Source organism: Pseudomonas sp. 9_2_1, from assembly GCF_059295275.1.
In genome coordinates, this window is the sequence record NZ_CM181239.1 from 4,375,723 (window position 1) to 4,389,045 (window position 13,323).

Consider the following 13,323-nt stretch of genomic DNA (forward strand, 5'->3'; position numbering starts at 1 on the left):
ACAGTAAATCATGGCCTGCCTTGCAAGCCCTGGCACATGCGTTGCACCTGCAAGGCCACAGCCTTCTCAGTACGGGCGAGGAACCTTGTGAATACTGTACCCCGAGCAACCCCGCTGGCCTGGGCCAACGGCAGTGACACGCCGGAGAAACCCAGCCTGAACATCGGCTACATGGCCCTGACCGACTGCGCCTCGGTGGTGGTGGCCGCCACCCAGGGCTTCGCCCAGCAATACGGCCTTACCCTCAACCTCAGGCGCCAGGGCTCCTGGGCCGGGCTGCGCGACAAGCTGGTCAGTGGCGAACTGGACGCCGCGCACTGCCTGTACGGCCTGGTCTATGCCGTACACCTGGGCATCGGCGGCGCACCGGCCAGCGACATGGCGGTGCTCATGGGGCTGAACCAGAACGCACAGGCCATCAACCTGTCGCCTGCCCTGCAGCGCAAGGGCGTGACCAGTCCTGAAGCATTGGCGCAGCGGGTGCACCAACAGGGCGCGCGCCTGACCTTTGCCCAGACATTCCCCACTGGCACCCACGCCATGTGGCTGTATTACTGGCTGGCCAGCCAAGGCATTCACCCGCTGCACGATGTCGACAGCGTGGTGGTACCGCCAGCGCAGATGGCCGCGCACATCGAGGCCGGCCGCATCGACGGCTTTTGCGTCGGCGAACCTTGGGCTGCCGATGCAGTCGCCCGGGGCCAGGGTTTCACCCTGGCCACCAGCCAGTCGATCTGGCCAGACCACCCGGAAAAGGTTCTGGCCTGTGCCCGCGGCTTCGCCGAGCGCTACCCCAATAGCGCGCGCGCACTGATCAAGGCGGTACTTGCTGCCAGCCGGTTCATCGAGCAGAGCCCGGAAAACCGCCGCAGCACCGCACAACTGCTCAGCGGCAGCGCCTACCTGGACACCCCCGTGGAAAGCATCGAACCCCGCCTGCTCGGCCACTACCAGGATGGCCTGGGCAACCACTGGCAAGACCCGCATGCGTTGCGCCTGTTCGACCATGGCCGGGCCAACCTGCCATACCTGTCCGACGGCATGTGGTTCATGACCCAGTTCCGCCGCTGGGGCCTGCTGCGCGAAGACCCCGACTACCTTGGCGTGGCCCGTCAGGTACAGCAACTGGCGCTGTTCCGCGAGGCCGCGCAAAGCCTGGGCGTGGCCTGCCCTTCGCAGGTACTGCGCAGCAGCCTGCTGATCGACGGCACCCGCTGGGACGGCAGCGACCCCCACGGCTATGCCCGCAGCTTCAGCCTGCATGCACTGGGCGACCTGCCCGATGCGCGCGCCGGTGTATGAGGGGGACGACCATGTTGCGCATCCTGCTGATCGACGACACCACAAGCAAGCTCGGCCGCCTCAAGGCGGCGCTGAGCGAGGCCGGGTTCGAGGTTACCGAAGCCCCAGGCCTGACCATCGACCTGCCCGCCTGCGTCGCAACGGTGCGCCCCGACGTGGTGCTGATCGACACTGACTCCCCGGACCGCGATGTGATGGAACAGGTAGTGCTGGTCAGCCGCGACCAGCCCAGGCCGATCGTGCTGTTTACTGACGAGCACGACCCGCAGGTGATGCGCCAGGCGATCCAGGCGGGGGTCAGCGCCTATATCGTCGAAGGCATCCATGCGGCGCGGCTGCAGCCGATCCTGGATGTGGCCATGGCCCGTTTCGAAAGTGACCAGGCGCTGAGGGCCCAGTTGCTGGCGCGCGACCAGCAACTGGCCGAGCGCAAGCGGATCGAGCAGGCCAAGGGCTTGCTGATGAAAATGAAAGACTGCAATGAAGAGCAGGCCTACACCCTGATGAGGCGCCAGGCCATGAGCCGGCAGCAGAAGCTGGTGCAGGTGGCGGAGCAGATCATTGCGATGCATGAGATGTTGGGGTAGAGCATTAGATGTCGCAAAAATCCGTAGGCGAGCACACGCGAAAAGTTGGCCCATCTCTTGCTCGATAACCCTCACCGGTAACCAACGGCGGTTGCCCCACCTGATCCCGACAAAGACGTCGCTCTCCCCTCCATCCCCCTGGAGCGGGTAGCGGCGTCTTTTTCGTTCCGTTGCATTGCCGAGTGAGGTGTTCGATGAGTACCAGCTTCTGGAAATCCGGGCATGTGCCCACCCTGTTCGCCGCGTTCCTGTACTTCGACCTCAGCTTCATGGTCTGGTACCTGCTGGGCCCGTTGGCGGTGCAGATTGCCGCCGACCTGCAACTGAGTGCACAACAACGGGGCCTGATGGTCGCTACGCCGATACTGGCCGGGGCGATCCTGCGCTTCGCCATGGGCGTGCTGGTCGACCGCCTGTCACCCAAGACCGCCGGGCTGATCGGCCAGGTGGTGGTCATCGTCGCCCTGGCTGCAGCCTGGCACCTGGGCGTGCACAGCTACGAGCAGGCGCTGCTGCTGGGCGTGTTCCTTGGCTTTGCCGGTGCCTCGTTCGCCGTGTCGCTGCCGCTGGCTTCACAGTGGTACCCGCCGCAACACCAGGGCAAGGCCATGGGCATCGCCGGTGCCGGCAACTCCGGCACAGTGTTCGCGGCGCTGCTGGCCCCGGTACTGGCTGCAGGCTTTGGCTGGAACAATGTGTTCGGCTTTGCACTCATCCCGCTGGCAATCGCGTTTGTGGTGTTCGCCCTGCTGGCGCGCAACGCCCCGCAACGGCCCAGGCCGAAAGCGGTGGCCGATTACCTGAAGGCCTTGGGCGACCGTGACAGCTGGTGGTTCATGTTCTTCTACAGTGTCACTTTCGGCGGCTTCATCGGCCTGGCCAGCGCCCTGCCCGGCTATTTCAGCGACCAGTACGGCCTGAGTCCGGTTACTGCCGGTTACTACACCGCCGCCTGCGTGTTCGCCGGCAGCCTGATGCGCCCGCTCGGTGGCGCCCTGGCCGACCGCTTTGGCGGCATCCGCACGCTGCTGGGCATGTACGGCGTGGCGGCCATCTGCATCGCCGCAGTCGGCTTCAACCTGCCTAGCGCGGCCGCTGCATTGGCGCTGTTCATCAGTGCAATGCTCGGCCTGGGCGCCGGCAACGGCGCGGTATTCCAGCTGGTACCGCAGCGCTTTCGCCAGGAGATCGGGGTGATGACCGGGCTGATCGGCATGGCCGGCGGCATCGGCGGCTTCCTCCTGGCCGCGGGGCTTGGCACCATCAAGCAGCACACCGGTGACTACCAGCTGGCGCTGTGGCTGTTCGCCAGCCTGGGCCTGCTGGCCTGGTTCGGCCTGCATGGGGTGAAACAGCGCTGGCGTACCACCTGGGGTTCGGCTGCGGTTACCGCAGCACGGGTCTGAGGCACGCCGATGAATCTGCAACTGAGCTTTGCCCAGGCCAGCGCCACCGGCCCGCGCGCGGAAAACCAGGACGCCCTGCGCCTGGTAACCCCGGCGCCGGAGCTGGCTGCCAGCAAAGGCTACCTGTTCGCCCTCGCCGACGGTGTCAGCCAATGCGCCGACGGCGGCCTGGCTGCACGCGCCACCCTACAGGCGCTGGCCCTGGATTATTACGCCACCCCGGCCACCTGGAGCGTGGCCCAGGCACTGGACCGCCTGCTGCTGGCACAGAACCGCTGGCTGCGTGCCCAGGGCAGCGGCCAGCCACTGCTCACCACGCTCAGTGCGCTGGTGTTGCGTGGCCGGCGCTTCACCTTGGCCCATGTCGGCGACTGCCGCGCATACCGCTGGCACGCCGGGCACTTGCAGTGTCTGAGCGAAGACCATGTGTGGGACCAACCCGGCATGCAGCATGTGCTGAAACGCGCGCTGGGCCTGGACCAACACCTGCTGGTGGATTACCTGGAGGGCGAACTGCAGCCGGGCGAGTGCTTTCTGTTGCTCAGCGACGGCGTCTGGGCCAGCCTGGGCGACCAGCACATCCAGGCGGTGCTGCGCGAACAACCCGACCTGCAAGTGGCCGTCGACACCCTGGTCGCCAGCGCACTCCTCAATGGCAGCCAGGACAACGCCAGTGCCTTGCTGGTGCAGGTCGAACAGTTGGGCACCAGCAACCTGGGCGATACCCTGGCGCAACTGCAGCAATGGCCGCTGCCGGGCCCGCTGCGCGGAGGCCAGGTGATCGACGGCTGGGGCGTTGAGCAACTGCTCGCGCACAGCCACCAGTCACTGCTGTACCGGGTACGTGACGGCCAAGGGCACGCCTGGCTGCTCAAGACCCTGCCCGCCGCGCGCGAGCACGAGCCTGGCGCGGCGCAAGGGCTGCTGCTGGAAGAGTGGTTCCTGCGCCGGGTCGCTGGCCGGCACTTCCCCGAGCTGCACCCCGCCAGCCAACGTCAGCACCTGTACTACGTGATGCGCGAATACCCCGGCCAGAGCCTGGCCGCTTTGCAGGCCGAGCACGGCCCGCTGCCCCTCACCCAGTGGCTGGAAATCGCCCGGCAGCTGTTGCATGCAGTTGGCGTGCTGCACCGGCGTAATGTGCTGCACCGCGATATCAAACCAGAAAACCTGCACCTGGGCAGCGATGGCCAGCTGCGCCTGCTGGACTTCGGCCTGGCGTACTGCCCGGGGCTGTCCCAAGACCCTTTGCACACGTTGCCGGGCACGCCCTCGTACATCGCCCCGGACGCATTCGAAGGCCTACCGCCCAGCCCGCGCCAGGACCTGTATGCCGTGGGCGTGACGCTGTACCACCTGCTGACCGGTCATTACCCCTATGGCGAGGTGGAAGCATTCCAGCGACCGCGCTTCGGCCAGCCGGTGAATGCCGCCCGCTACCGCCCCGATCTGCCGGAATGGCTGCAGCACAACCTGCAGCAGGCGGTGGCTGCCGACCCGGCGCAGCGCTACGAAACTGCCGAACACTGGCTGCTGCTGCTCGAACGCGGTGACCGCCAGGAGCTGCCCGACCGGCCACGGCCATTGCTGGAGCGCGAACCGCTGAAAGTGTGGCGCACCCTGGCCCTGCTGTCCTTGCTGATCAACCTGATACTGCTGCTTACCCTGCTCAAGGGCTGAGCAGGCAACCCAAATCGCAGGCAAAGAAAAACCCGGCCGAGGCCGGGTTTTTCATGAAACGTCAGGCCAATTACTTGGACTGAGCTTCAACCTGCGCTTCAACGCGACGGTTAACAGCGCGACCTTCTTCGGTGGCGTTGTCAGCAACCGGACGGGTTTCGCCGTAGCCAACCGAGTCAACACGGGTAGATTCTACGCCGTACTGCTGGGTCAGAACCTGCTTCACAGCGTTGGCACGACGCTCGGACAGCTTCTGGTTGTAAGCGTCTGGGCCCACGGAGTCAGTGTGACCTTCAACCACGGTGGTGGTCTGTGGGTACTGCTTCATGAAGTCAGCCAGGTTCTTGATGTCGCCGTAGCTGTTTGGCTTGACGACCGACTTGTCGAAGTCGAACTTGACGTCCAGCTCAACACGAACCACTTCGGCAACAGCCGGGCAGCCATCAGCGTCAACGGTAACGTTGGCCGGGGTGTCCGGGCACTTGTCGACGTTGTCGCAAACGCCGTCGTTGTCGGAGTCGGAGCAGACTTCAGCAACTGGAGCCGGAGCGACTTCAGCTTGCTTCGGGCTACCGCCGAAGTTCAGGCCAACACCAACGCTCGGGGCCCACTCGGTGTCGCCCTGGTCGATGTTGTACTGAGCTTCTACGCCGGCACGGGCGTAGAACATGTCGGTGATGTACCACTTGGCGCCAGCGCCAACGTTGGCGAAGGTGGAGTGGTCACGACCGCCACGGCCGGTCTGGCCCAGCGACTGGTGCGAGAAACCAGCGGAAACGTACGGACGGATGGCGTCATACGGGTTGTTGAAGTGGTAAACGGCGTCCAGGGCGCTGTTCGAGCCCTTGATGTTCTTGCCGTCTTCGCCACGAGCGTTGTGAACTTCGTCGTAGCCCAGACGCAGTTCAACGTCGTCGGTCAGGAAGTAACCGATCGAGCCGCCGAACAGGTTGCCGTCGTTCTTGAAGTCGCGCTGGCTGTCGAAGAATTCCTTCTTGTAGAAGCCTTCGACTTCTACAGCGCCTGTGCCTTGTGCCATAGCGCCGATCGAAGTGGCGGCTACAAGCGAACCAATGGCCAAGCCCAAGGTGTTTTTCAGTTTCATCCGTTAAATCCCCATCTGGTGATAGTTAAGCAGTCCCACCACAAACAAGGGGGACAACTCGACGGCAAGTCTAGCAGAACTCACCGCTGCGTTAGAGATATTTGCACGCCACTAAGTTTCATCGAGGCCAGCAAATTTCTCACGAAGCTTGTCTAGCGCGCGCTTGTAGCGCATTTTCGTTGCGCTCAGGCCCATGTGCATGATGTCGGCAATTTCCTGAAATTCCAGCTCTGCGACAAAACGCAGCACCAGGATTTCCCGGTCAATCGGGTTCACATGCACCAGCCATTTGTCCAGCCCGCCTTTTTCTTCAGGTTTTGGTGCCTTGTCTTCGGACGCCTCTTCAACAGGGTCCAGACTCAAGGCATCCATCAGCCTGCGTTTACGGCGCTCCTTGCGGTACTGGGTAATGCACTCGTTGTAGGTGATGCTATAGAGCCATGTCTTGAACTTGGATTTGCCTTCGAAGTTCTTCAGCCCGTACAACACTTTCAGCATCACTTCCTGACAGACATCGTCCGCGTCCCGGTCGTTCCCCAGATAACGCGCACAGACGTTGAACAGGGTTCGCTGGTAGCGCCGCATGAGCTCTTCATAGGCGCGGGTAACGTGGTACAGCTCCTCATGCGAACGCGCCACCAACTCTTCATCGGTGAGCTCGCGGGGGTCATAACGCATGGGCGGCGAATGAACTTTATTCAAAACGGATCTGGCCGACAGTCAGGTCAATGTCGCCGCGAGACCCCGTGGGTCATTTTCGCGGCGGCATACATTAACAGCTTTTGTGCGGTTAGCGGCTATTGACACGCTGTTCCAGCAACTCGCGGTTGGACAGCGATAGTAGTTCGCCATCATCGGTCAGCAGCGTCGTCTTGACCGTACCGATCTCTTCGATCTGGCCTTCGACCTCTCCAATCCGCACCTGCTGGCCAACCTGGTACAGCTCGCGCACGTAGATGCCAGCCAGGATCTGCCCGGCAATTTCGCGGCTGCCAAGGCCCATCGCCAGGGCAACGGCCAGACCAACGGTAATCAGCCCGATGACGATAACGTGGTTCAGCAGGTCGGTTTTGACCTCCAGCTGGCTGATGGCTACCGAAATGCTGATGATGATCACCAGGCCCTGGGTAATACGCCCCAGGCCCGCCGAATATTCCAGGCCGATACCTTCGGCAGCGCCGCGCACCAGGCCGTTGGCCACTTGTGCCAGCAGCACGCCAACCAGCAGCACCAGCGCTGCGCCGAACACCTTCGGCAAATACAGGGCAAGCATGTCGAGCGTGGCCGAAACCCGCTCAAGGCCCAGCGACTCGGCGGCCGAGACCAGGAAGATGAGCAGCACGAACCAGTAGACGATCTTGCCGATCAGGGTCGAGATCGGCACCTGGATGCCGACCCGGCCCAGCATTTTGGTCAGGCCGGTGCCAGCCATCAGGCGGTCCAGGCCGAGCTTGGCCAGCAACTTGGACAGCAGTGTATCGAGCAGCTTGGCCACCACGAAACCGAGCAGCACCACGACCAGCGCGCCGAACAGGTTGGGGATGAAGTTCGCCACCTTGGTCCAAAGGGCAGTCATCGCGGTGACCAGGCTCTGGGTCCAGAGATCGAGTTCCATATTCAATCGGCCTTATCTGCTTTGCTGCCGCTGGCAGCGTTGCGGGAAGAGTATCGACGCACCGGCGCGACATGCGCCGAGCCATTGTTCACGGCGATCAGCAGCGCCTGGCACCAGCGGCCGAGCAGGCTGAACAGATCGCCCGCGCCAACCTGGCGGTTGGCGGTTTTCAGCACGCGACCCAGGCAGGCAGCGTCATCCCGGTCGTCCCGGTCGTTGCCGGAGGGTGACGCCTTGAGCAGGTCGCGCAGGGATTCTTCAAACGGATCGTGCATAGGCACCTCGCGCAGTATCAGCAAGAGACGAGGTGGCCCAACGCTGGGTCACACATTGCATCGGGACGAATGTTTCAACATGGGAAATATTCGTGAGCATCTATACCCACCGTAACCGTCGGAACATCCACCACTGGCCCACCGCCAGCCCCAGCACGACGATGCAGGCAAACAGGAAGCCATAGGGGTTTTCCGCCCCGGGAATACCGCCGACATTAATGCCCAGCAGCCCGGTGATAAAGCTCATGGGCAGGAAAATGCAGGTGATGATGCCGAAGCGGTACATGGTGCGGTTCATGCGCTCGCTGCGCCGACGGTCTTCGCTCTCCAGCACCAGCGCAGCCCGCTCGCGGGTCAGTTCCAGCTCTTCGAGATAGCGGATCAGGCTGTTGTTGAGCTCGTTCCAGTAATCGGCGTCGGCGTCGGCGAACCAGCTCCATTTGCTGCGCGACAGCTGGGCGTAGATTTCCCGCTGCGGGGCGAGGAAACGCCGTAACCCGGCCGCGCGACGGCGGATCTGCTGCAGGCTGCCCTGCTCAGGCGTATACCGTTCGTCGGATTCAACCTTTTCCTCTTCAAGGTCGACCAGTTCAGACAGGTCGCTGACCAGTCCCTGGACCTTTTCGGTCAGCAGTTCGCCCATCAGCAGCAACAGCTCGGACGCCGATTTCGGCCCCCTGCCCTGCTCCAGCTGCTGCAAGACTTCGTCGCTGGCGCGCAACGGTCGCAGGCGCAGCGAGATAACCCGCTGGGCCTCGGCGAAGATGCGCACCGAAACCATGTCTTCGGGCTCGGCGCCGGGGTTGAGGTTGACCCCACGCAGGAACAGCAACAATTGCTCGTCCACCATGGGCAACAGGCGTGGCCGGGTGTTCTCTTCCAGCAGCAAGTCGCAGGCAAACTCGCTGAGGCCGCTGTCGCGCAGCAGCCAGGTGCGGGTTTGCGGATGGCTGCGGTCCCAGTGCAGCCAAAGGCTCTGCTCAGGTTGCAGCTGCAGGTCGTCCAGTTCGGTACGGGCAATCGGGCGCGCGCCGCCTTTGCCATCGAGCACCAGGGCATGCACCAGCCCCCACTGCGCGTTGTCTTCCTCGAACATCAAAGCTCCATCAGCGCGTGCGGCGCATCACTCCGGCATTTTCAGCGGGTTTGGCGAGACCAGCACGCCATTGTTGTCGGCATATACATACTCACCCGGGCGGAAGGTTACCCCGGCGAAGGTCACCGCCACGTTGAGGTCGCCGATGCCGCGCTTGTCGGTTTTCATCGGGTGGCTGGCCAAGGCCTGGACGCCGACGTCGGTCTGGATCAGCACGTCGACATCACGCACGCAGCCGTAGATCACCAGGCCTTCCCAACCGTTTTTGGCAGCCTTTTCGGCGAGCATGTCGCCAAGCAGCGCACGACGCAGGGAACCACCGCCATCGACCACCAGCACCTTGCCTGTGCCATCGAGCTCGACCTGCTCCTTGACCAGCGAGTTGTCCTCGAAGCACTTGATGGTGACGATCTGGCCGCCGAACGAATCGCGCCCCCCGAAATTGCTGAACATCGGTTCCAGCACCTGCACCAGGTCGGGGTAGGCGTCACACAGGTCGGGCGTTACGTAATGCTGCATGGGAAGCTCCTGTCAGTCACAACGAAAGCGGGGATCGACCCAAGGCTACACCTTTGAGGCCGTCGCAGTCATCCGGGACCGGGCAGTCAGTTGGGTTCTACCTGCCCTGGCCCTATCGCCGGCAAGCCAGCTGCCACAGGGATACCCACAAGGTTCGAGGCCTGCGGTATCCCTGTGGGGGCTGGCTTGCCGGCGATGGGGCCAGAACAGCTAGAGCAAGATCAGCTGACAGGCACAGATTCTGCAGCCGCCGTCGACGCATGCACCGGCATCAACGGGTTGCGCAGCCAACGCTGCACCAGCGGCCACACCTGCACCTGCGCGGCCTTGCTGACCAGCATGTCGACATGCCCGAACGCCTCGAAGCCTTCTTCGCGCCCCAGCCGCAAGAACTGCTTGCGCTCGCCGCCCAGCTGATCGAACAGCTTGCGGCAGGCCCACACCGGGTCCTGGAAGTCGCCCGCACCGGCCACTGCCAGCAGCGGCACATCCACCTCGGCCAGCCCCGCCCACCAGTCGTGCTTCTTGTCGCCAAAGCGGCCGAACAGGCCATGCCAGCGCATGCTCTCCAGGGCCAGGCCGATCGGCTCGTCCTCCGGTCCACGCTTGAAACGCGGCCCGGAAATCTGCCCCCAGCGCTTGAGCAGCAGCTTCGCACCCCAGGTCAACGGCGGGACTTTCAGTGGCCAGTAGACACGGCTGATCTGGGTGCCGAACAGCGCCACGCTGGCAACGTCCTCGGCAGCCAGGAAACCACCGCCCAGCGCTGCCACCAGGGTTGTGCCGCCCAGTGAGTGACCTACCCAGTGCGGCGCCTGGCCCGATTGCTCGCGCACGAACGCGGCAATCAGCGGCAGATCATCACGGGCGTAGGCAGCCACGCTGTTGTGCTTCCAGTCGAGGTTGCGCGGCGACAGGCCATGGCCGCGCATTTCCGGGATCCACACATCGAAACCGACGCGGGCAAGGTAGGCGCCCAGGCCAACCCCCTTGGGGGAGTACCAGAAGCGCCTATTGGAAAAACTGCCGTGCAGGAGAATGACCGGCACACCCTGGGCCGGGCCCTGATCGGCCAGCCCCAGGCGCGTCACGGCCAGCTCGACGCTGGGGTCAGGGCTGTTGCCGGCCTTGATCCGGTACACGTCTTCGCTGAGGTCGCCGCGGCGTTCGGCACTGAGCAGGGCCACGGGAAATAAAGTGCTGCTGCTTTGCATAAGGTTGCTTGACGCACAAAAAAAGGCGGGTTCCATCGCTGGAGCTCGCCCTGAAAAAAAAGGCAGGGGTACGCCAGACGTACCCCCGCGTTCTACTAGGTCAGGCTGCGCCTTGGCCTTCGGCCAGGAAGAACCAGGTTTCGAGTACCGAATCCGGGTTCAGCGACACGCTTTCGATGCCCTGCTCCATCAGCCATTTGGCCAGATCCGGGTGGTCCGATGGGCCCTGGCCGCAGATGCCGATGTACTTGCCCGCCTTGTTACACGCGGCAATGGCGTTGGCCAGCAGCTTCTTCACCGCAGGATTTCGCTCATCGAACAGGTGCGCGATGATGCCCGAGTCACGGTCCAGGCCCAGGGTCAGCTGGGTCAGGTCGTTGGAGCCGATCGAGAAGCCGTCGAAGTATTCCAGGAACTCTTCGGCGAGAATCGCGTTGGACGGCAGCTCGCACATCATGATCACGCGCAGGCCGTTGTCGCCGCGGGCCAGGCCGTTTTCGGCAAGCAGGTCGACGACCTGGCTGGCTTCGCCCAGGGTGCGCACGAATGGCACCATGATCTCGACGTTGGTCAGGCCCATTTCGTTGCGCACGCGTTTCAGGGCACGGCACTCGAGTTCGAAGCAGTCACGGAACGATTCGCTGATGTAACGCGAAGCGCCACGGAAGCCCAGCATCGGGTTTTCTTCTTCCGGCTCGTACAGCTTGCCGCCGATCAGGTTGGCGTACTCGTTGGACTTGAAGTCCGACAGACGCACGATGACCTTTTTCGGGTAGAAGGCGGCCGCCAGGGTGCTGATGCCCTCGACCAGTTTCTCGACATAGAAGCCGACCGGGTCGCTGTAGCCGGCGATGCGCTTGTCGACGCTGTCCTTCAGGTCGGCAGGCAGGCCTGCGTAGTTCAGCAGCGCCTTGGGGTGCACGCCGATCATGCGGTTGATGATGAATTCCAGGCGCGCCAGGCCGACACCGGCGTTGGGCAGCTGGGCGAAGTCGAAGGCGCGGTCCGGGTTGCCGACGTTCATCATGATCTTGAACGGCAGATCAGGCATGGCGTCGACCGAGTTCTGCTTGATGTCGAAGCCCAGCTCACCTTCGAAGATGAAGCCGGTGTCGCCTTCGGCGCAGGACACGGTCACGCCCTGGCCGTCTTTGAGCAACTGGGTGGCGTTGCCGCAACCGACCACGGCCGGGATACCCAGCTCACGGGCGATGATCGCCGCGTGGCAGGTGCGCCCGCCGCGGTTGGTGACGATGGCGCTGGCGCGTTTCATCACCGGTTCCCAGTCCGGGTCGGTCATGTCGGACACCAGCACGTCGCCGGGTTGCACCTTGTCCATTTCCGACACATCGTTGATCACGCGGACCTTGCCGGCGCCGATGCGCTGGCCGATGGCGCGGCCTTCGACCAGTACGGTGCCCTTTTCCTTGAGCAGGTAGCGTTCCATGACATTGGCGCTGGAACGGCTCTTCACCGTCTCAGGGCGAGCCTGGACAATGTACAGCTTGCCGTCGTCACCGTCCTTGGCCCACTCGATATCCATCGGGCGCTGATAGTGCTGCTCGATGATCATCGCCTGCTTGGCCAGCTCGCTGACCTCGGCATCGCTCAGGCAGAAGCGCGCGCGCTCGGCGCGGTCGACTTCGACGGTTTTCACCGAACGGCCGGCCTTGGCTTCTTCGCCGTAGACCATCTTGATGGCCTTGCTGCCCAGGTTGCGGCGCAGGATGGCCGGGCGGCCGGCCTGCAAGGTGTTCTTGTGCACGTAGAATTCGTCAGGGTTGACCGCACCCTGCACCACGGTTTCGCCCAGGCCGTAGGCGCCGGTGATGAATACCACATCGCGGAAGCCCGATTCGGTGTCGAGGGTGAACATGACGCCAGCGGTACCGGTTTCGGAGCGGACCATGCGCTGCACACCAGCCGACAGGGCGACCAGCTTGTGGTCGAAGCCCTGATGCACGCGGTAGGCAATGGCGCGGTCGTTGAACAGCGAGGCAAACACTTCCTTGGCCGCACGGATCACGTTGTCGACGCCGCGGATGTTGAGGAAGGTTTCCTGCTGGCCGGCGAACGAGGCGTCCGGCAGGTCTTCGGCGGTGGCGGAGGAACGCACGGCGACCGCCATGTTGTCATTGCCGGCGGCCATTTCGGCGAAGGCCGTACGGATTTCCGAATTCAGACGCTCCGGGAATTCGGCTTCCATGACCCACTGGCGAATTTGCGCGCCGGTCTTGGTCAGGGCATTGATGTCATCCACGTCAAGCGCGTCGAGGGCGGCATGGATACGGTCGTTGAGACCACTCTGTTCGAGAAAATCGCGGTACGCCTGCGCCGTAGTGGCAAAGCCGCCCGGCACCGATACACCAGCACCTGCAAGGTTGCTGATCATCTCGCCCAGGGATGCGTTCTTGCCCCCCACATGCTCTACATCATGGACGCCGAGCTTATCAAGGGAAACTACGTACTCTACCAAGGTGATCTCTCCACTAACTGTGTTGGAAAAGCTCAAAGGCGCCCGCCT

Annotated in this window: 12 protein-coding genes; 4 read left to right on the forward strand and 8 right to left on the reverse strand. The window is 63.4% G+C overall.

The annotated features are described in order from the left end of the window. Window positions 1-87 precede the first annotated feature (87 nt). The 4 genes from AC5O5I_RS19935 to AC5O5I_RS19950 all read left to right on the forward strand — a co-directional run bounded on the left by AC5O5I_RS19935 (window position 88) and on the right by AC5O5I_RS19950 (window position 4,975). The gene (locus AC5O5I_RS19935) at window positions 88-1,302 is read left to right on the forward strand and encodes a CmpA/NrtA family ABC transporter substrate-binding protein (protein ID WP_494511419.1); all 1,215 of its coding nucleotides are present in this window, start codon (window positions 88-90) and stop codon (window positions 1,300-1,302) included. Window positions 1,303-1,313: 11 nt separating this feature from the next. Next, on the forward strand, window positions 1,314-1,889 hold the full coding sequence (locus tag AC5O5I_RS19940; RefSeq protein WP_494511420.1) for an ANTAR domain-containing response regulator: 576 nt from the start codon (window positions 1,314-1,316) through the stop codon (window positions 1,887-1,889). Between the two features lie 194 nt (window positions 1,890-2,083). Then, complete coding sequence (locus AC5O5I_RS19945; protein ID WP_172230826.1) at window positions 2,084-3,295, forward strand: nitrate/nitrite transporter; 1,212 nt, start codon at window positions 2,084-2,086, stop codon at window positions 3,293-3,295. A gap of 9 nt (window positions 3,296-3,304) precedes the next feature. Beyond that, a complete protein-coding gene (locus AC5O5I_RS19950; RefSeq protein ID WP_494511421.1) occupies window positions 3,305-4,975 on the forward strand; it encodes a bifunctional protein-serine/threonine kinase/phosphatase in 1,671 nt (556 codons plus the stop codon). A 70-nt stretch (window positions 4,976-5,045) separates the two neighbouring features. Here AC5O5I_RS19950 and AC5O5I_RS19955 read toward each other — a convergent pair whose 3' ends face one another. The 8 genes from AC5O5I_RS19955 to ppsA all read right to left on the reverse strand — a co-directional run bounded on the left by AC5O5I_RS19955 (window position 5,046) and on the right by ppsA (window position 13,275). After that, on the reverse strand, window positions 5,046-6,080 hold the full coding sequence (locus AC5O5I_RS19955; RefSeq protein WP_172230820.1) for an OmpA family protein: 1,035 nt from the start codon (window positions 6,078-6,080) through the stop codon (window positions 5,046-5,048). Between the two features lie 111 nt (window positions 6,081-6,191). Beyond that, window positions 6,192-6,758, reverse strand: a complete 567-nt coding sequence (gene sigX / locus AC5O5I_RS19960; protein ID WP_003248665.1) for an RNA polymerase sigma factor SigX — start codon at window positions 6,756-6,758, stop codon at window positions 6,192-6,194. A 112-nt stretch (window positions 6,759-6,870) separates the two neighbouring features. Then, the gene (locus AC5O5I_RS19965; RefSeq protein WP_172227774.1) at window positions 6,871-7,695 is read right to left on the reverse strand and encodes a mechanosensitive ion channel family protein; all 825 of its coding nucleotides are present in this window, start codon (window positions 7,693-7,695) and stop codon (window positions 6,871-6,873) included. Window positions 7,696-7,697: 2 nt separating this feature from the next. Further along, window positions 7,698-7,970, reverse strand: coding sequence for a CrfX protein (locus AC5O5I_RS19970; RefSeq protein WP_494511422.1), 273 nt, complete (start codon window positions 7,968-7,970; stop codon window positions 7,698-7,700). A 100-nt stretch (window positions 7,971-8,070) separates the two neighbouring features. Next, window positions 8,071-9,066, reverse strand: coding sequence for a zinc transporter ZntB (locus AC5O5I_RS19975; protein ID WP_172227772.1), 996 nt, complete (start codon window positions 9,064-9,066; stop codon window positions 8,071-8,073). Between the two features lie 27 nt (window positions 9,067-9,093). Continuing rightward, entirely contained in the window at window positions 9,094-9,585 is a 492-nt protein-coding gene (gene rraA / locus AC5O5I_RS19980) for a ribonuclease E activity regulator RraA (protein WP_172227770.1), read from the reverse strand. Window positions 9,586-9,806: 221 nt separating this feature from the next. Further along, window positions 9,807-10,799, reverse strand: coding sequence for an alpha/beta fold hydrolase (locus AC5O5I_RS19985; RefSeq protein WP_494511423.1), 993 nt, complete (start codon window positions 10,797-10,799; stop codon window positions 9,807-9,809). 100 nt (window positions 10,800-10,899) lie between these two features. Next, window positions 10,900-13,275, reverse strand: a complete 2,376-nt coding sequence (ppsA, locus tag AC5O5I_RS19990) for a phosphoenolpyruvate synthase (RefSeq protein WP_172286940.1) — start codon at window positions 13,273-13,275, stop codon at window positions 10,900-10,902. Between the last annotated feature and the right edge of the window lie 48 nt (window positions 13,276-13,323).